Annotated in this window: 12 protein-coding genes; 10 read left to right on the top strand and 2 right to left on the bottom strand. The window is 67.7% G+C overall.

Annotation, left to right across the window (positions count from 1 at the left end; translation table 11 throughout):
- The first annotated feature begins 25 nt into the window (after positions 1 to 25).
- The 3 genes from ACO2RV_RS02520 to ACO2RV_RS02510 are packed head-to-tail and all read left to right on the top strand — an operon-like array spanning position 26 to position 3,886.
- Positions 26 to 298: a XapX domain-containing protein gene (locus ACO2RV_RS02520; protein ID WP_423289461.1), complete on the top strand. Its 273-nt coding sequence runs from the start codon at positions 26 to 28 to the stop codon at positions 296 to 298.
- 21 nt (positions 299 to 319) lie between these two features.
- Positions 320 to 2,284, top strand: a complete 1,965-nt coding sequence (locus ACO2RV_RS02515; RefSeq protein WP_423289459.1) for an amidohydrolase — start codon at positions 320 to 322, stop codon at positions 2,282 to 2,284.
- A 3-nt stretch (positions 2,285 to 2,287) separates the two neighbouring features.
- Positions 2,288 to 3,886, top strand: a complete 1,599-nt coding sequence (locus ACO2RV_RS02510) for an MFS transporter (RefSeq protein WP_423289457.1) — start codon at positions 2,288 to 2,290, stop codon at positions 3,884 to 3,886.
- 1 nt (position 3,887) lies between these two features.
- Here the strand turns inward: ACO2RV_RS02510 and ACO2RV_RS02505 are convergent, their stop codons facing one another.
- Entirely contained in the window at positions 3,888 to 4,904 is a 1,017-nt protein-coding gene (locus ACO2RV_RS02505; protein ID WP_423289455.1) for an AraC family transcriptional regulator ligand-binding domain-containing protein, read from the bottom strand.
- 193 nt (positions 4,905 to 5,097) lie between these two features.
- On the opposite strand from ACO2RV_RS02505, the gene ACO2RV_RS02500 reads away from it, so the two are divergent.
- The 3 genes from ACO2RV_RS02500 to ACO2RV_RS02490 all read left to right on the top strand — a co-directional run bounded on the left by ACO2RV_RS02500 (position 5,098) and on the right by ACO2RV_RS02490 (position 8,788).
- On the top strand, positions 5,098 to 6,507 hold the full coding sequence (locus ACO2RV_RS02500) for an APC family permease (RefSeq protein ID WP_423289871.1): 1,410 nt from the start codon (positions 5,098 to 5,100) through the stop codon (positions 6,505 to 6,507).
- The gene (locus ACO2RV_RS02495; RefSeq protein WP_423289453.1) at positions 6,504 to 6,710 is read left to right on the top strand and encodes a hypothetical protein; all 207 of its coding nucleotides are present in this window, start codon (positions 6,504 to 6,506) and stop codon (positions 6,708 to 6,710) included. Before ACO2RV_RS02500 ends, ACO2RV_RS02495 begins: the two co-directional genes overlap by 4 nt.
- Positions 6,711 to 6,787: 77 nt before the next feature.
- Positions 6,788 to 8,788, top strand: a complete 2,001-nt coding sequence (locus ACO2RV_RS02490) for a primary-amine oxidase (protein ID WP_423289451.1) — start codon at positions 6,788 to 6,790, stop codon at positions 8,786 to 8,788.
- Between the two features lie 146 nt (positions 8,789 to 8,934).
- Here the strand turns inward: ACO2RV_RS02490 and ACO2RV_RS02485 are convergent, their stop codons facing one another.
- Positions 8,935 to 10,356: a helix-turn-helix domain-containing protein gene (locus ACO2RV_RS02485; RefSeq protein WP_423289449.1), complete on the bottom strand. Its 1,422-nt coding sequence runs from the start codon at positions 10,354 to 10,356 to the stop codon at positions 8,935 to 8,937.
- 143 nt (positions 10,357 to 10,499) lie between these two features.
- Here ACO2RV_RS02485 and ACO2RV_RS02480 point away from each other — a divergent pair, with 143 nt between their 5' ends.
- The 4 genes from ACO2RV_RS02480 to ACO2RV_RS02465 all read left to right on the top strand — a co-directional run bounded on the left by ACO2RV_RS02480 (position 10,500) and on the right by ACO2RV_RS02465 (position 17,188).
- Positions 10,500 to 10,739, top strand: coding sequence for a hypothetical protein (locus ACO2RV_RS02480; protein ID WP_423289447.1), 240 nt, complete (start codon positions 10,500 to 10,502; stop codon positions 10,737 to 10,739).
- Between the two features lie 134 nt (positions 10,740 to 10,873).
- The gene (aceA, locus tag ACO2RV_RS02475) at positions 10,874 to 12,169 is read left to right on the top strand and encodes an isocitrate lyase (RefSeq protein ID WP_423289445.1); all 1,296 of its coding nucleotides are present in this window, start codon (positions 10,874 to 10,876) and stop codon (positions 12,167 to 12,169) included.
- A 279-nt stretch (positions 12,170 to 12,448) separates the two neighbouring features.
- The gene (locus ACO2RV_RS02470; protein WP_423289443.1) at positions 12,449 to 14,620 is read left to right on the top strand and encodes a malate synthase G; all 2,172 of its coding nucleotides are present in this window, start codon (positions 12,449 to 12,451) and stop codon (positions 14,618 to 14,620) included.
- A gap of 255 nt (positions 14,621 to 14,875) precedes the next feature.
- Entirely contained in the window at positions 14,876 to 17,188 is a 2,313-nt protein-coding gene (locus ACO2RV_RS02465) for a mechanosensitive ion channel family protein (protein ID WP_423289441.1), read from the top strand.
- Positions 17,189 to 17,193: the final 5 nt, after the last annotated feature.

Raw genomic sequence — 17,193 nt, 5'->3', positions numbered from 1 at the left:
CCGCGCCCGCAGGGAGGATCCGCCGGTGAAGCTCTATCTCGCCTCGCTCGCCGGCGGCCTTCTCGTCGGCATCGTCTACAGCCTGATCAATGTCCGTTCGCCGGCACCGCCCGTGGTGGCGCTGATCGGGCTGTTCGGCATGCTCCTCGGCGAGCAGGTCGTGCCGGTGGCGCGTCATCTGATCAAGGGCGACGGCCTGTTTGCCGCCATCGGCCTCGCCGACTGTTCCAGCCATGTGCTGGGCCAGCTGCCCGGCCGCAGCGCCGCCACACCGCCCGAGCCGCCGCCGAAATCCTGAAGCCGCATGGAGGAACGCCGCATGCCGAGCCGCCGCGAGATCATTATTGCCGCCGGCGCCGCGGGCTTCGCCGCCGCCGGCCTCGCCCCTTACCAGCTGGAGGCCCAGACCATGGCTCAGCCCGCCACCGCCGACCTTATCCTGCTCAACGGCAAGGTGACGACGCTCGACCGCTCGAATCCGGCGGCCGAGGCGGTCGCGGTGAAGGACGGGCGCATCCTGCTCGCCGGCCGGGCCGCCGATGTCATGGCCCATGCCGGCCCGCAGACGCAGGTGATCGACGTCGCCGGGCGCCGGGTCATCCCCGGCCTGATCGACAGCCACATGCACATCATCCGCGGCGGACTGAACTACAATATGGAGCTGCGTTGGGACGGCGTGCGCTCGCTCGCCCACGCCATGGAAATGCTGAAACGCCAGGTGGACAACACGCCCGCCCCGCAATGGGTGCGGGTGGTCGGCGGCTTCACCGAGCACCAGTTCGCGGAAAAGCGCCTGCCGACGATCGAGGAGATCAACGCCGTCGCCCCGGATACGCCGGTGTTCATCCTCCACCTCTATGACCGCGCCTTGCTGAACGGCGCGGCGCTGCGGGTGGTCGGCTACACCAGGGACACGCCCAATCCGCCGGGCGGGGAGATCGTGCGCGACGCCAACGGCAACCCCACGGGGCTGCTCATCGCCCAGCCCAACGCCACCATCCTCTACGCGACGCTGGCCAAGGGGCCGAAGCTGCCGGTGGAGTACCAGAAGAACTCCACCCGCCACTTCATGCGCGAGGTGAACCGGCTCGGCGTCACCGGCGTCATCGATGCCGGCGGCGGCTTCCAGAACTATCCGGACGACTACGCGATCATCGAGGAGCTGCATCGCGACGGCGAGATGACCGTGCGCATCGCCTACAACCTGTTCACCCAGAAGCCGAAGGAGGAGCTGGCGGACTTCGCCGGCTGGGCAAAGCAGGTGAAACCCGGTCAGGGCGACGATCTCTACCGCGCCAATGGCGCCGGCGAGATGCTGGTCTATTCCGCCGCCGACTTCGAGGACTTTCAGGTCGCGCGTCCAGACATGCCGCCGAGCATGGAGACCGACCTCGAACCGGTCATCCGCCTGCTGGCGGAGAACCGCTGGCCGTGGCGGCTGCACGCCACCTATGACGAGACCATCTCGCGCGCGCTCGACGTGTTCGAGAAGGTGAACCGGGACGTGCCGCTCGAAGGGCTCAACTGGTTCTTCGATCACGCCGAGACCATCACCGACCGCAACATCGAGCGCATCGCCAAACTGGGCGGCGGCATCGCCGTGCAGCACCGCATGGCGTTCCAGGGCGAATATTTCACGGAGCGCTACGGCCACCGCGCCGCCGAGCGCTCCCCGCCGATCCGCCGCATGCTCGACATGGGCGTGCCCGTGGGCGCGGGCACCGACGCCACCCGCGTCGCCTCCTATAATCCCTGGGTGTCGCTCGGCTGGCTGGTGAGCGGCAAGACGCTCGGAGGGCTCGCGCTCTATCCCGCCGCCAACCGGCTCGACCGCGAGCAGGCGCTGCGCTTGTGGACCGAGGCGAACACCTGGTTCTCCAACGAGACCGGCAAGAAGGGGCAGATCGCCCCCGGCCAGCTCGCCGACATCGCCGTGCTGTCCGACGACTATTTCGCGGTCCCGGAGGATTCCATCCAGGACATCACCGCGGTGCTGACACTGCTCGGCGGCCGGCCGGTGCATGGCGCCGGCGACTTTGCCGATCTCGCCCCCGATCTGCCCCCGGCCATGCCGGACTGGTCACCGGTGCGGACCTTCGGCGGCTACCAGCAGCGGGCGGAGGCGAGCAAGGCGACGAAGCACGCCTTCGCCAATCTGTGCGGCTGCGCCAAGAGCTGCAACGTGCACGGCCACGCCCATGCCGGCGCGTGGGGCGCCAGCATGCCCGTCTCCGATGAGCGTTCGTTCTGGGGAGCGCTCGGCTGCGCCTGCTGGGCAGTATAGGTCATGACAGATACCAAGATCGCTGCTCCCACCGACGGTTTCGCGCCGCTGCGCCGGCCGGTCTTCGCCGTGCTGTGGGCGGCCACCGTGCTCGGCAATACCGGCACCTTCATGCGCGACGTCGCCAGCGCCTGGCTGGTGACGGACCTCTCCGCCTCGCCGGCCGCCGTGGCAGCGGTACAGGCGGCGGGCATGCTGCCGATCTTCCTGCTGGCGATTCCCGCCGGCGTGCTGTCCGACATTCTCGACCGGCGCAAATTCCTCATCTTCATCCAGCTCATGCTGGGCTGCGTCAGCCTCACCCTGCTGATGCTCTCCGCCCTGGGGCTGATCACCGTCTCGGCGCTGATCATGCTCACCTTCATCGGCGGCATCGGCGCGGCGCTGATGGGGCCGACCTGGCAGTCCATCGTGCCCGAGCTGGTGCCGCGTGGCGAGCTGAAGAGCGCGGTGGCGCTGAACTCGCTCGGCATCAACATCGCCCGCTCCATCGGCCCGGCGGTCGGCGGCCTGCTGCTCGCGAGCTTCGGCGCGGCGCTCACCTATGGCGCGGACGTGGCGAGCTACGTCATCGTCATCTCGGCGCTGCTGTGGTGGAAGCGGCCGGCGGCCGGCGACGACGGGCTCAGCGAGAGCTTCGGCGGCGCGTTCCGCGCCGGGCTGCGCTATGCCCGCTCCAGCCGCGAGCTGCATATCGTGCTGCTGCGCGCCGTGGTGTTCTTCGCCTTCGCCAGCGCGGTGTGGGCGCTGCTGCCGCTGGTCACCCGCGAACTGCTTGGCGGCAATGCGGCGTTCTACGGCATCCTGCTCGGCTCGGTCGGCGTCGGCGCCATTCTCGGCGCGCTGGCGATGCCGCGCCTGCGCGCCATTCTCGATGCCGACGGGCTGATGCTGGCGAGCGCGCTCCTCACCGGCCTAGCCGCCGCCGCCCTCGCCCTCGGCCCGCCACGCTGGGCAGCGCTTGTGATTCTGCTCCTGATGGGCGGCGCCTGGATCACCGCGCTGACCACGCTCAACGCCACCGCGCAGGCGATCCTGCCGAACTGGGTACGCGGGCGCGCGCTCGCCGTCTATCTCACTGTTTTCAATGGGGCAATGGCCGGCGGCAGCCTCGGCTGGGGCTTCATCGCGCAGGAGATCGGCCTGTCCTGGACGCTCATCGCCTCCGGCGCCGGGCTGCTCCTCACCGGCCTCATCGTCCACCGTATCGCCCTCCCCAAAGGCGACACCGACCTCACGCCCTCGCATCACTGGCCCGAGCCGATACTCGCCGAGCCCATCGAGGGCGATCGCGGCCCGGTGCTGATCCTCATCGAATATCGCGTGGCCAAGGCCGAGCGCGATGCCTTCCTCAAGGCGCTCAAGCGGCTGTCGGATTCGCGCCGACGTGACGGGGCCTATTCCTGGGGCGTCATGGAGGATGCGGCCGAGCCGGAACTCGTCACCGAATGGTTCATGGTGGAGAGCTGGGCCGAACATCTGCGCCAGCACCGCCGTGTTTCGCTGGCCGATGCCGACGTGCAGCGGGAGGTGCGCAAGTTCCATCTGCTCGAGGAGGGGCCGATGGTCCGCCACTTGCTGGCAAGCACGCTGCCGCGGTAGCTCACTCCGCCTCGCGACGCTCCCACGCCCTGCGGGCGCGCCAGAACACGGTGCTGTCGGCATAGCCGAGCGTCTCGGCGATGCGCGCCTTGCTGGCCGCCGCGCCCTGATGGTGCGCGATGATGGCCTGGCGTTGCACGCGCACGAGTTCGCGCAGCGAGGCGCCCTCCTCGGCCAGCCGCCTTTGCAGCGTGCGCACCGACAGGCCGAGCTCAGCGGCAATCGTTGGCAGGGTGATCGGCTTGTGGCCGAGATAGATGCCGATCAGCGCCTTCACCTGGTCGGCGATGCCGGGCGCGATCGCCTCCTTGGCGCTGATGTCGGCGACGTGGCGTTCGAGGATGGCGATCAGGTCGCGATCTTCCGAGCGATAGACCCGGTCGGCATCCCTGTTGTCGACGACGATACGGTTGGCCGACTGGCCGAACAGCAGCGGGCAGCGCAACAGCCGTTGCAGCGCCAGCGTGTCCTGCGGCGCGGCGTGCTCGAAATGCACCTCGACCGGATTCCACCCCGCGCTGAAGCCGCTGCGCACCAGCTGGCAGGTCGCCGCCACCGAATATTCGGCGTCCTGCCGGCGCGGCCACAGGCGCGGGTCCTGCAGATGGTAGCTCCAGATCAGCCGGTCGTCCTCCTCCACCACGCCGATGCCGGTCGCTCCCTGCACCACGCCGACATGGCGGGCCATGCGTCTCAGCGCGGCGCGGATGGTGCCCGAGAGCTGTAACAGCATACCGATCGGGCCGATGTCGGCCGGCTTGAAGGTCGAGCCGAGCCTTGCCCCGAAGGCGGCGTCGCCCGTATGCACCGCCGCATCCTCGAACACGGCGATGTAGCGCGCCATGGGAATGAGACCGTAGGGATCCTCCAGCTGCGAGCGCAGCAGCCCGTGCCCGGCGAGGATCATGTCGGTCTTGCCGGTCTGGCGGTCGAGCTGGGTCACCACGCTCAGCAGAACCGAGGCGCGGATTGAAGCGATTTCGGGCACGCGGCCGTTCAAATTCGATGCATTTGCCATCTTCGACGGCTCCGGTGGCATCGCTGGCGCGACTTATCGAATTGTCGGCATACAGAGCAATTCAAGGGCCAGACGGGCGTCGATATTCCTGTCAGGAAATAATTCGCCCGCAGCAGAGGGGTCTGCCATGTCCTTGAACGACGCAGTGCCAGGTAACACGGTGCCGCTCGCAGCGCCGGAGGGCCTCGCCCGAATGTCGCTGGCGAAGAACTCGGTCGGGCTCGCCCATATCGTGTTCTTCGTGGTCGCCGCCGCGGCCCCGCTCACCGCCGTGGTCGGCGCCTCGCCGGCCGCCTTCGCCTTCGGCAACGGTCCCGGCGTGCCCGGCGCCTTCGTGCTGGTGGGGTTGCTCTACCTCGTCTTCTCGGTCGGCTTCGCCGCCATGAGCCGGCACATCGGCGGCGCCGGCGCGTTCTACACCTATATCGCGCAAGGGCTCGGCCGCCCGGCCGGGGTGGGCGGCGCCTTCATGGCGCTGGTCACCTACAGCGCGGTGCAGATCGCCATCTACGCGCTGTTCGGCGTGTTCGTCGCCGGCGCGCTGGCACCCCTCGGGCTCGATGCGCCATGGTGGGTGTGGGCCCTCGTCGCACTGGTCGCGGTGATGTTCTGCGGCCAGCGCAACATCGCCTTTTCCGGCACCATCCTCGGCGTGTGCATGCTGGCGGAGATCGCCATCCTGCTGCTGCTCGATGTCGGCATCGTGCTGAAGGGCGGCGGGCCGGAGGGCTTCAGCCTCGCCTCCTTCGCCCCCGCGACGGTGTTCGCGCCCGGCCTCGGCGTGGCGCTGGTCTTCGTCATCGGCTCCTTCATCGGCTTTGAGGCCACCGCCATCTTCGCCGAGGAAGCGCACACGCCGGAGAAGACGATCCCCCGCGCCACTTACGTCGCCGTGCTGCTGATCACCGTGTTCTACGCCTTCTCCACCTGGGCGGCGGTGCAGTTCTACGGGCCCTCGCAGGTGCAGGCGGTCGCCGAGAAGGGGCTGGAGAGCTTCTATTTCACCGCCGCCGGCGCGGTGCTCGGCGCCTGGTCGGTCGAGGTGATGAACGTGCTGCTCATCACCTCGCTGTTCGCCTGCGTGCTGTCCTTCCACAACACCCTGAACCGCTACTTCTTCGCGCTGGGCCGCGAGGGTCTGGCGCTGAAATCGCTGGGCAAGGTGCACGAGGTGCACGGCTCGCCGCATGTCGCCGGCTATGTGCAGAGCGCGGTGGCAGCCGCGATCCTCGCGGTCTTCATCGTGGCGGAGGCCGAGCCCTATACGGTGGTGTTCTCCTTCATGTCGGCGCTGGCGGTGATCGGCATATTGGCGGTGCAGGCGCTGGTCTCGGTGGCGGTGATCCGTTTCTTCCGCAGGACGCGGAGCGGCCACGGCGTGTGGACCACTCTGCTCGCTCCCGTGCTCAGCTTCATCGGCCTCGTCGGCGCGCTGGCGCTGGTGGTGTCCAACCTGTCGCTGCTCACGGGAAGCGAGGGGCCGGTTGTCGCCGCCTTCCCCTATGGCATCGCGCTGGTGTTCCTCTTCGGCGTCGGCTTCGCCCTGTTCATCCGCCGCCGTCGGCCGGACCTCTATGCCTCGCTCGGCGAGGTGTTCGGATGAGCACGCTCGCCCTGCACCCCGCACGCCCGCTCCCGAGCCTTGCCGGCGCCCTTATCGGCGGCATGGTCTTCGGCGCCGCGCTGCTGATCCTCGGCTCGCTCGCGCATCTCACCTGCTCGCTGTTCTGCCTGCATGAGATGGCGGTCGGCCAGGCGATGACCGCCGCGCCCCTGCCGTTCGAGATCTGCTCCTCCGTGCGCTGAACACGCCAAGATCGGCCCCGGCGCGGCGAGAACCGCCGCGCCACCCCATTCTTTCCAATTCGCACGGGAGCTTCCGCATGGACGCCCATACCGAGGTCAGCCTCGACGCCACCCATCCGCTCGATCCGCTCACGCTCGCCGAGATCGCCCGCGCGGTCGCCCTGCTCAAGGCCGGGAAGGCGCTCAGTGAGACCCACCGCTTCCCGATGGTACGGCTGGAGGAGCCGGCCAAGGCCGAGCTCAAGGCGTGGCGCGCCGGCGCCGCCCTCCCCCGCCTCGCCTTCGTGCTGACGCTGGATGCCGCCACCGGCGTCGCGTCGGAAGCCGTCGTCGACCTCTCGGCCGGCCGCGTGGCGGACTTCAAGGTGTTGCCGAACGACCAGCTGCCGTATGGCCAGCCACCGATCATGATCGAGGAGTTCATCCGCGCCGAGGAGATCGTCAAGGCCGATCCCGGCTGGCGCGCGGCGGTGCTGAAGCGCGGCATCACCGAGGCCGATATCCCCCTCGTGCAGATCGACCCGTTCTCATCAGGCTATTTCGGCCGCGACTTCGAGAAGGGACGGCGCATCGTCCGCGCGGTGTCCTACTGGCGCGAGGATATCCGCGACAATGGCTACGCCCACCCGATCGAAGGCGTGGTCGCCGTGGTCGACCTCATCGCCAACAAGGTGGTTCACCTCGTCGACGAGGAGAAGATCGTCCCGGTTCCGCGCAAGAAGCGCAATTACGGCCGCGAGGCCTTCCCCGACACGCGCGAGGACGTGAAGCCGCTCAACATCGTGCAGCCCAAGGGGCCGAGCTTCACCGTCGATGGCTGGAAGGTCGAGTGGCAGAACTGGAGCTTCCGCATCGGCTTCACCCCGCGCGAGGGGCTGGTGCTGCACGAACTCGGCATCACCGACGGCGGGCGGCTGCGTCCCGTCATCTTCCGCGCCAGCGTCACCGAAATGGTGGTGCCCTATGCCGACCCCACCGCCAATCACTATTGGAAAAGCGCCTTCGACGCCGGCGAATACGGCCTCGGCCGGCTCGCCAACCAGCTGGAGCTGGGCTGCGACTGCCTCGGCCTGATCCATTATTTCGACGTGCCGGCGGCGGACGATCTCGGCCAGCCCTTCGTGATGAAGAACGCCATCTGCATGCACGAGGAGGACTACGGCACGCTGTGGAAGCACTATGAATTCCGCAACGGCATCTATGAGACCCGCCGCTCGCGCCGGCTGGTGATCTCGTTCTTCGCCACCGTCGGCAATTACGACTACGGCTTCTACTGGTATCTCTACCAGGACGGCACCATCCAGCTAGAGGCCAAGCTCACCGGCATCATCCAGACCGCGGCGGTGACGCCGGGCGAGACCTACCCCTGGGGCGGCATGGTGGATGAGGGGCTGGGCGGGCCGACCCACCAGCACTTCTTCAATGCCCGCCTGCACATGGATGTCGATGGCGGCGGCAATACCGTGACCGAGCACGAATTCGTGCCGCGTCCGTGGGGCGACGACAACCCCTATGGCAACGTGTTCGATTCCCGCAGCCGCGTGCTCAAGCGCGAACTGGACAGCCCGGCGCTGGCCAATGGCGAGACCGGGCGCTTCTGGAAGGTCTCGAACCAGAACGTCGCCAACAGCGTCGGCAAGGCGCCGGGCTACAAGGTCGTGGTCATGCCGACGCCGGTGATGCTGGCGCAGGAGGGCTCCACCGTCGCCCAGCGCGGCGGCTTCGCCAAGAAGCACATCTGGGTTACCGCCTTCGACAAGGGCGAGAAATACGCCTCCGGCGACTATCCCAATGTGAATGCCGGCGGCGGCGGTCTGCCCGCCTATGTGCAGCAGAACCGGCCGATCGAGAATGCCGATGTCGTGCTGTGGCACTCCTTCGGCCACACCCATGTGTGCAAGCCGGAGGACTTCCCGATCATGCCGGTGGAATATGCCGGCTTCCTCTTGAAGCCGAACGGCTTCTTCTCTGCCAACATCGCCATGGACCTGCCGCCGGAAAAGAACGCCCATTCACGCGAAAACCGCGAGGCGGAGGACGGCGAGAAGAGGCACAGCGGCGGGTCGTGCTGCCATTGAGGTCCACCCCCATGCGTCATCCCGGACGGCCGGAAGGCCGATCCGGGATCGCGAGAAGGTAGAGAGCAGCTGGAGAGCGATCCCGGCTCTCCGCTTCGCTGCGGCCGGGATGACGGTGAGCGTGGAACGAGCCTCCTGTAAATCCTTCACACACTGCGCCGCGCGGTGGCGTAGAAGCTCTCCGCCCGGTCGGTCTCGTTCAGCGTGAAGCGGTGGTCGACCGGGGGCTGCGCGCGCTGCTCGCAGTCGAGCCGCGGGCAGATGCGGCAGCCGACGCCGATCGGCACGGTCTGCGAGGCATCCGACAGGTTCATCCCGTCGGAATAGACCATCTGCTGCGCGTGGCTGATGTGGCAGCCAAGGCCGATGGACAGATGCCGGCGCGGCGCGTTGTGCCGGTAGCCGCCCTTGGTGATCGACTTGGCGATGCAGAAATAGCGCTGGCCCTCCGGCATCTGGCTGAGCTGCACATTGATGCGCTCGGGATGGAAGAAGGCGGCATAGACGTTCCAGCGCGGGCAGGCGCCGGAATGCCGGGAGATGTGGATGCCCGACAGCGAGAAGCGCTTGGAGATGTTGCCGGCGATGTCGGTGCGCACCAGATGCAGCGGGATACCGCTGCGGTTCGGGCGTTGCAGCGTGGTCATGCGGTGGCACACCTGCTCGAAGCTGGTGCGGAAGCGGCGCTGGATGCGCTCGATGTCGTAGCGCGTCTCCTGGCAGGCGGACAGGAACGGCTCATAGGGCATGATCAGCGCGGCGCCGAAATAGCTCGCCAGCGCGTTGCGCGTGACGATCGCCGCGTCGGCGGCGAGGTTGCCGCTCTCCAGCAACTGGTCGATCTCGCGCGAGGCGGCGAGCAGGCCGAGTTGATGCGCCACCACGAACAATGCGGATTCCGGCGGTAGCACTTCGGCAGTGATCAGTTCGCGCGCATTGGCGTCATAGCGCCGGGCGATGCCGCCGGGCAGCGAGGCGGAGTGCCAGTTCAGCCCGAACACGTTGGAGAGATAGGTCTTCAGCCCGTATTCGAAGGAATCCGAGGCGAAGTCGATGTCGCGGCGTACCCGCTCGGCCGCCGCCTCCAGCGTCGGAAAATAGTTGGCGTTCTCCTGGATGAAGTCGGACACCGCGTCGGTCGCGGGGTGGTAGCCGACCTCGTCCTCGTCCGGTGCGCCGGGCGCCCCGCTGCGGCGGGCCTCGCGCAGCGTCTTGAACTGGTCGAACAGCCGCACCACCGCCCGTCCCACCGTCGGGTTGGAAGCCGCGAGGTCGCGTATGTCCTGGTTGGTCAGCGCGTTCTCGGCGAACACGTCGTCGCTGAACAACTCCATCAGATCGCCGACAAGACGCGACTCGTCACTCTCCACCAGTTCGCCCGGCTCGATGCCGAAATAGCCGGCCAGCTTCATCAAGAGCGGCACGGTGATGCGCCGGCGATTATGCTCGATGAGGTTGAGATAGCTCGCGGAAATGCCCAGCGCGCTCGCAAGGTCGGCCTGCGAGATGCGCTTGCCCCGGCGCAGCCTCTGCACCCGGCTGCCGATGCGCGGTTCGGTGGCGAGCATGGCCCGCTCCTTTGCTCAGTTTACAAAACAGGCTTGTAAACTTTACAAGCCTTATCAGCTTAACACACTCATATTGCTATATTTATTGCTCCTCTGTGTCGAGTGTGAAATCTTTACATCACACCCCTCAGGGAGGAATTGACATGAGACACCATCGGAACGACGGCCAGCCCAGCGGCAACGAGGAATTCGTGACCATCGTCGGCGGCACCGCCGAGGAGATCAGCCAGACCTTCCGCGAGCAGGGTCTCGCCGAGCAGGACTTCACCATCGTCCACCGCATCGGCCGCCACCGCCTCGCGCTGCCCACCGGGCAGGATCTCCTGTCCCTCCTCGACGGCCGGCAGCTCGTGGCCGCCACCTATACCCGCCGTGGCCGCTAGGCCCCGCTTCCGACCCGTCCGCCTTGAGGATGCCTGGCGTCCACGCGGCGGATCGGCCGGCGCGGGTGCCGCCCCCTCCACGGCTCCCGCGCCCACCTCACCCTCTTCCGACACTTCAGCAGCAGAGAACCACCATGCTGGATCAGCTTCGCCACACCGCCACCCCGTTTCCCGCCCCGCACTGGGCGCCGGAGCGCTGGAACGGCATCCATCGCAGCTACTCGCCCGCTGACGTCGCGCGCCTTTCCGGCTCGCTGCGCATCGAGCACACGCTGGCGCAGAACGGCGCCCGCCGGCTGTGGGAACTGCTGCATACGCAGGATTTCGTGCCGACGCTCGGCACCTATACCGGCGCGCAGGCGATCCAGCAGGTGAAGGCCGGGCTGGAGGCGATCTACCTCTCCGGCTGGCAGGTCGCGGCGGATGCCAACTCCTCCGGCGAGATGTATCCCGACCAGAGCCTCTACCCCGTCGACAGCGTCCCGGCGGTGGTCCGGCGCATCAACAAGGCGTTCACCCGCGCCGACCAGATCCAGACCATGGAGAAGGCGGACGGCATCGAGGCACCGCAGCTCGACTATTTCGTGCCGATCATCGCCGATGCCGAGGCCGGCTTCGGCGGCCAGCTCAACGCCTATGAGCTGACCAAGGCGCTGATCGAGGCCGGCGCGGCGGCGGTGCATTTCGAGGACCAGCTGGCCTCGGAGAAGAAGTGCGGCCATCTCGGCGGCAAGGTGCTGGTGCCCACCCGCCAGTTCATCCGCACGCTGAACGCCGCGCGCCTCGCCGCCGACGTCATGGGCGTGCCCACCGTCATCATGGCCCGCACGGACGCGGAATCAGCCCGGCTCATCACCTCGGACATTGACGAGGCGGACCGGCCCTTCATCACCGGCGAGCGCACGGCGGAAGGCTTCTACCGGCTCAAGGGCGGCTTCGAGGCCGGCATTGCCCGCGCCGTCGCCTATGCGCCCTATGCCGACCTCCTGTGGTGCGAGACCTCGACCCCGAGCCTCGACGACGCCCGCCGCTTCGCGGAAGGCGTGCACAAGGCGCATCCGGGCAAGATGCTGGCCTATAACTGCTCGCCTTCCTTCAACTGGGCCAAGCACATGGACAAGGCGCAGATGAAGACCTTCCAGAGCGAATTGGGGGCGATGGGCTACAAGTACCAGTTCATCACGCTGGCCGGCTTCCACAACCTCAACTACACGACCTTCGAGCTTGCCCGCCGCTACCGCGAGGACGGCATGGCTGCCTATTCGCAGCTGCAGGAAGCCGAATTCGCCGCGGAGAAGCTGGGCTTCACCGGCATGCGCCACCAGCGCGAAGTCGGCACCGGCTATTTCGACGCCATCGCCACCGTGCTCAGCGAAGGCGGCTCCTCGACCACGGCGATGCAGGAATCGACCGAGACCGCGCAGTTCTGACAGCGGGCCTCTCACAGCTTGTCATTCCAGGGCGGAAGCCCAGCGAGCCTGCGGCCGGTTTCGGGGAGAACCCGTTCGCAGGTCCGGCATCGTCCGGCGCCCCGGAATGACACTTTCGTCGCGGCGCAACCCAGCCATGTCGTCCGAGCGGATAGGCGCCCTTGCAATGGGCGCCTATCCGACTATCTGCGATATTGCGCCGCACCCTAACACGCCGCATAGCACAATCGGCCGACTTCCGTTCGGGGAGCCGGCGCCCAGCCGAAAAAGGGAAACGCCATGAGCTATACCGACGTCGCCGGCCTTAAGGTGGACTCCGCTCTTCTCGACTTCATCAACAATGAAGCCATCCCGGGAACGGGCGTGGACGCGGCCGCTTTCTGGAAAGGCTTCGCCGGTGTGGTCGCGGAGTTCGCCCCGCGCAATCAGGCGCTGCTCGCGCGCCGCGACGAGTTGCAGGCGCAGATCGACGCCTGGCACCGCGCGCACCGCGACAAGGCGGTCAATCCGGTCGCCTATGAGGTGTTCCTCGCCGAGATCGGCTACCTCCTGCCGGAGCCCGAACCGTTCGACGTCGTGACCTCGAAGGTCGACGACGAGCTGGCCCGCATTCCCGGTCCGCAGCTCGTGGTGCCCGTCACCAATGCGCGCTACGCCCTCAACGCCGCCAATGCGCGCTGGGGCAGCCTGTATGACGCGCTCTACGGCACCGACGCGCTGCCCGAGGACGACGGCGCCAGCCGCTCCAACGGCTTCAACCCGGTGCGCGCACAGCGCGTGATCGAGCGCGCCCGCGCCTTCCTCGACGAGAGCGTGCCGCTGTCCGGCGCCAGCCATGCCGATGTCGTCGCCTACCGCATCGATGACGGCGTGCTGCAGGCCGAATTGAAGGACGGCAAGGTCGTCGGCCTGAAGGACCCCGAGCAGTTCGCCGGCTCGCGCGGCGAGGCCGAAGCGCCCTCCTCCGTGCTGCTGGTCAATCACGGCCTGCACATCGACATCGTCATCGACCGCGCGCACCGTATCGGCAAGACCGACCCGGCCGGCATCGCCGACATCGTCATCGAGGCGGCGGTGACCACTATTGTCGACGCCGAGGACAGCGTCGCGGCGGTGGATGCGCAGGACAAGATCGTCGTCTACCGCAACTGGCTCGGCCTGATGACGGGCACGCTCAGCGCCGCCTTCGCCAAGGGCAAGCAGACCGTGGAGCGCCGCCTCGCCGGCGACCGCACCTATGTCGCCGCCAAGGGCGGCGAGCTGACGCTGCACGGGCGCAGCCTCATGCTGGTGCGCAATGTCGGCCAGCACATGATGACCGACGCGGTGCTGGACGCTTCGGGCAATGAAATTCCCGAGACCATCCTGGACGCCGCCGTCACCACGCTGATCGCGCTGCACGATCTCAAGGGCACCAGCGCGCTGCGCAACAGCCGCACCGGCTCGGTCTATATCGTGAAACCGAAGATGCACGGGCCGGAGGAGGTCGAGTTCGCCTGCGACCTGTTCGCGGCGGTCGAGCGGCTGCTGGATCTCGATGCCAACACGTTGAAGATCGGCATCATGGACGAGGAGCGCCGCACCAGCGCCAACCTCTCCGCCTCGATCCGCGCCGCCCGCGAGCGCGTGGTGTTCATCAACACCGGCTTCCTCGACCGCACCGGCGACGAAATCCACACCTCGATCGAGGTCGGGCCGATGGTGCGCAAGAACGAGATGCGCGCCCAGCCTTGGATCAAGGCCTATGAGGACGCCAATGTCGATGCCGGGCTCAAAGCCCATCTCGACGGCAAGGGCCAGATCGGCAAGGGCATGTGGGCGATGCCCGACCGCATGGCCGACATGCTGGTGCAGAAGATCGCCCACCCGCTCGCCGGCGCCAACACCGCCTGGGTGCCCTCGCCGACCGCCGCGACGCTGCACGCGCTACACTACCACAAGGTCGACGTGTTCGCCCGCCAGGCCGAGCTGCGTTCGCGCACGCCGACCTCCAAGCACGACCTGCTCACCATCCCCGTCGTCGATCGCGGCAACTGGGAGCCGGCGGCGGTGCAGGAGGAGCTGGACAACAACATCCAGGGCATCCTCGGCTATGTCGTGCGTTGGATCGACCAGGGCGTCGGCTGTTCCAAGGTGCCGGACATCCATGATGTCGGACTGATGGAAGACCGCGCCACGTTGCGCATCTCCTCCCAGCACGTCGCCAACTGGCTGCTGCATGGCGTGGTGACGCGCGAGCAGGTCGAAGAGACGCTGCGTCGCATGGCGGGGATCGTCGACCAGCAGAATGCCGGCGACCCGGACTATGTGCCGATGGCGCCGACCTATGACGGCGTCGCCTTCCGCGCCGCGCGCGACCTCGTCTTCGAGGGCCGCACACAGCCCAACGGCTACACCGAGTTCATCCTCACCCGCCGCCGCCGCGAGGCCAAGCAGGCCAAGGCCGCCTGACGACGCTCTGCCGCGCCGCATCGTCGAAGGAAGGGGCCGCGCCGGGAAACCGGCGCGGCCTTTCATTTACCGTGGCACAGCATCGCTAGATTTCCCGATGGACAGCCCGCCCGGCTCGCCGGATAGTTGCGCCGTCGCCCGATTTCGACCGTCTCGCGGCGATCCATCGCGCGCGGGCTCGCCCGTGGCGGCTGGCATGGCCGCACTCCGACCGCAGCGGCCGCTATGTGGCGGTCGCACGCGCGGCCTGATGTCATGACTTGCCTTTTCCGCCCTATCGACCGCTGCCGCTCCTGCCTGCTGGCCGGGCTTCTGGCGCTGCTGGTTTCGGCCGGCTGCGCCCTCGCGCAGGCACCCGCCGCCCCCACCGCCCCCTTGCCGTTGACGCAGCAGCAGTTCGACCAGTTGGTGGATCAGCTCTCCAGAGCCGTGGCGGAACGGCTCAAGGCACCGGAGGCGACAGCCGCCAAACCCGCCCCCGCCAAGGCTGAGCCCGCCCCTACCCCCGCGGCGAGCAGTTCCTCGGCGGAGCCGCCCGCCGACCGGCCGATGATGGCCATCGCCAATGAAGAGCCGATGAGCGAGATGTTCGTCGAGGTATTGGGCCGCAGCGACGACGTGCTGGCCGAATTCCCCGCCCTCGTCGAGCAGAGCGCGCGCATTCCCACCATCCTCGGCCCGGAGCTGAACGGCGGGCGCGACCCGAACCGCTTCCTGCTGCTGCTGGCGCTGTGCGTCGCCGCCGCCCTCGGCACCGAGATGGCGCTGCGCGCCGCGCTGCGGCCGGTCCGCCGCTATCTCGCGAGCCGCGTGGAAGGCGCCGCCTCGATCTGGGCGCTCTCGGCGCTGATCAGCCTCGACATCGTGGTGCTGTTCGGACTGTGGCTGGTGACGCACGGCTTCGTCATCGGCCTGTTCAGCGGCACCGAGCCGCAGGCCCGCTTCGGCTTCCTCGTGCTGACCAGCGTGTTCTACTGGCGGCTTTATCTGCTTATTTTCCGCATCGCCCTGCGCCCGCGCCTGCCGCAGGCCCGCCTTGCGGATGTCGACGACGCCGGTGCGCTGAAGATCTACCGCTGGGCCTCGCTGGTCATCGCCGTCGCCATCACGCTGGCCGACATCCGCCGCATCCTCGAAGGGATGCATTCCTCGCCGCTGGTGGTGGCCTGCGCCATGCTGGTCAACACGCTCCTCCTGACCACGCTGCTGATCGTGACGGTGGTGGCGATCCGCGAGCCGGTCGCCAAATGGCTGCACGGGCTCTCGCAGGGCGGTAAGCCGGGTCCCGTCGTGGCAACCGTGGCGCGGTTCTGGCTCGTCGTTGCCATCCCGATCTTCCTGGCCCTGGGCATGGCGCGCGTCTACGGTGCACTCACCTCTGCGGAGGAGGTGCATCAGGCGATCCTGGTATCGATGAACGTCCTCATCGGCCTCATCGTCATCGAATCCTTCATGGACAAGGTCTGCCGCCTCATGCACGAGGAGGGCGGGCACGCCACGTCCCGCCGCGAGTTGGCCATCGAGGCGCTGATGCGCTGTATCCGCATCGCCATCCTGCTCGGCGCGCTCACGCTACTGTTCCGAATCTGGGCGGTACGCGGCGTCGGCATGATGGACATGGAGCGCTACAACGCGCTGGCCAGCGCGGCATTTCCCGCCGGCGCCATCCTGCTCGGGGCCTATTGCGCCTGGCAGGCGGTGGAGTACTTCACCAGCGTCCATGCCTCGAAGGGCGGCATCCCCATGCCCGGCCAGGAGATCGAGGGCGACGAGAATCTCGGCGCGCCGGCCTCGCGCATGAGCACGCTGATGCCGCTGCTGCGGGTCACGCTCACCCTCGCCATCATCATCATGGCGGTTCTCACCGTGCTGTCGCAGCTCGGCGTCGACATCATGCCGCTGATCGCCGGCGCCTCCATCGTCGGCCTCGCCATCTCCTTCGGCAGCCAGACGCTGGTGAAGGACATCGTCTCCGGCGTGTTCTACCTTGTGGACGATGCCTTCCGCGTCGGCGAGTACATCGACTGCGGCAAGGCCAAGGGCACGGTGGAAGGCTTCACCCTGCGTTCGCTGAAGCTGCGCCACCAGAACGGCATGATCCACACCATTCCGTTCGGCCAGCTCGGCCAGGTGACGAATTTCAGCCGCGACTGGTCGACGATGAAGTTCAACCTGCGCTTCACCCGCGACACCGACATCGAGAAGCTGCGCAAGACGGTGAAGAAGATCGGCCTCGAAATGCTGGAAGATCCGGACTTCAAGGACGATTTCCTGATGCCGCTGAAGATGCAGGGCGTCGCCGACATCACCGACAACGCCCTGGTGGTGCGCTTCAAGTTCACGGTGAAGCCGGCGCGCCCGACCGTGATCCAGCGCGAGGCGGTCAAACGGATGATCCGCATCCTGCCCGAACAGGGCATCGAGTTCGCCAACAACCTCGTGCCGGTGCAAGCCCTGGCGGGGCCGGGCAGTGGAGGCACGGAGCAGGCGGCCGCCGTGATCGCCCGCAACAAGATCGCCAACGACCTCGCCGCACAGGCCGCCGCCGAGGCATCCGCGACGGGCTGAGCAAC

This window comes from Ancylobacter sp. VNQ12, assembly GCF_049445835.1.
Classification (GTDB): domain Bacteria; phylum Pseudomonadota; class Alphaproteobacteria; order Rhizobiales; family Xanthobacteraceae; genus Ancylobacter.
The sequence above is the reverse complement of the archived record's forward strand: the minus strand, read 5'-3'. Positions and strand labels throughout refer to the sequence as shown.

Excerpts from the sequence above, each read along its gene's own strand:
- ACO2RV_RS02515 (WP_423289459.1), top strand. The coding sequence starts at position 320 with ATGCCGAGCCGCCGCGAGATCATTATTGCCGCCGGCGCCGCGGGCTTC.
- ACO2RV_RS02510 (WP_423289457.1), top strand. The coding sequence starts at position 2,288 with ATGACAGATACCAAGATCGCTGCTCCCACCGACGGTTTCGCGCCGCTG.
- ACO2RV_RS02505 (WP_423289455.1), bottom strand. The coding sequence starts at position 4,904 with ATGGCAAATGCATCGAATTTGAACGGCCGCGTGCCCGAAATCGCTTCA.
- ACO2RV_RS02500 (WP_423289871.1), top strand. The coding sequence starts at position 5,098 with ATGTCGCTGGCGAAGAACTCGGTCGGGCTCGCCCATATCGTGTTCTTC.
- ACO2RV_RS02495 (WP_423289453.1), top strand. The coding sequence starts at position 6,504 with ATGAGCACGCTCGCCCTGCACCCCGCACGCCCGCTCCCGAGCCTTGCC.
- ACO2RV_RS02490 (WP_423289451.1), top strand. The coding sequence starts at position 6,788 with ATGGACGCCCATACCGAGGTCAGCCTCGACGCCACCCATCCGCTCGAT.
- ACO2RV_RS02485 (WP_423289449.1), bottom strand. The coding sequence starts at position 10,356 with ATGCTCGCCACCGAACCGCGCATCGGCAGCCGGGTGCAGAGGCTGCGC.
- ACO2RV_RS02480 (WP_423289447.1), top strand. The coding sequence starts at position 10,500 with ATGAGACACCATCGGAACGACGGCCAGCCCAGCGGCAACGAGGAATTC.
- aceA (WP_423289445.1), top strand. The coding sequence starts at position 10,874 with ATGCTGGATCAGCTTCGCCACACCGCCACCCCGTTTCCCGCCCCGCAC.
- ACO2RV_RS02470 (WP_423289443.1), top strand. The coding sequence starts at position 12,449 with ATGAGCTATACCGACGTCGCCGGCCTTAAGGTGGACTCCGCTCTTCTC.
- ACO2RV_RS02465 (WP_423289441.1), top strand. The coding sequence starts at position 14,876 with ATGACTTGCCTTTTCCGCCCTATCGACCGCTGCCGCTCCTGCCTGCTG.